This is a genomic window from Achromobacter sp. GbtcB20 (assembly GCF_019091095.1).
Lineage (GTDB): Bacteria > Pseudomonadota > Gammaproteobacteria > Burkholderiales > Burkholderiaceae_B > Achromobacter > Achromobacter mucicolens.
The window spans coordinates 1-489 of record NZ_JAGXJZ010000217.1; the positions used below are offsets into that span (position 1 = coordinate 1).

The window sequence follows — 489 nt, forward strand, 5'->3', positions numbered from 1 at the left end:
CAGCAAGCTGCAGACGATCGACCGCGACCTGCGCAACGTCGTCTTCGGCCAGGACCCGGCGATCGACGCGCTGGCATCGGCCATCAAGATGGCGCGCGCGGGCCTGGGCAAGCAGGACAAGCCGATCGGCTCCTTCCTGTTCTCGGGTCCGACCGGCGTCGGCAAGACCGAGGTCGCCAAGCAGCTGGCCTTCATCCTCGGCATCGAGCTGATCCGCTTCGACATGTCCGAGTACATGGAGCGCCACGCCGTGTCGCGCCTGATCGGTGCGCCGCCGGGCTACGTCGGCTTCGACCAGGGCGGCCTGCTGACCGAGGCCATCACCAAGAAGCCGCACGCGGTGCTGCTGCTGGACGAGATCGAAAAGGCCCACCCGGACATTTTCAACATCCTGCTGCAGGTGATGGACCACGGCACGCTGACCGACAACAACGGACGCAAGGCCGACTTCCGCAACGTGATCATCATCATGACCACGAACGCGGGCGC

1 protein-coding gene is annotated in these 489 nt (G+C 65.6%); it reads left to right on the forward strand.

Annotated features, from left to right (window positions below; translation table 11 throughout):
* Positions 1-489, forward strand: a 489-nt coding sequence (locus KVT32_RS28660; protein ID WP_217619267.1) for an AAA family ATPase, incomplete at both ends; no start/stop codon positions are given.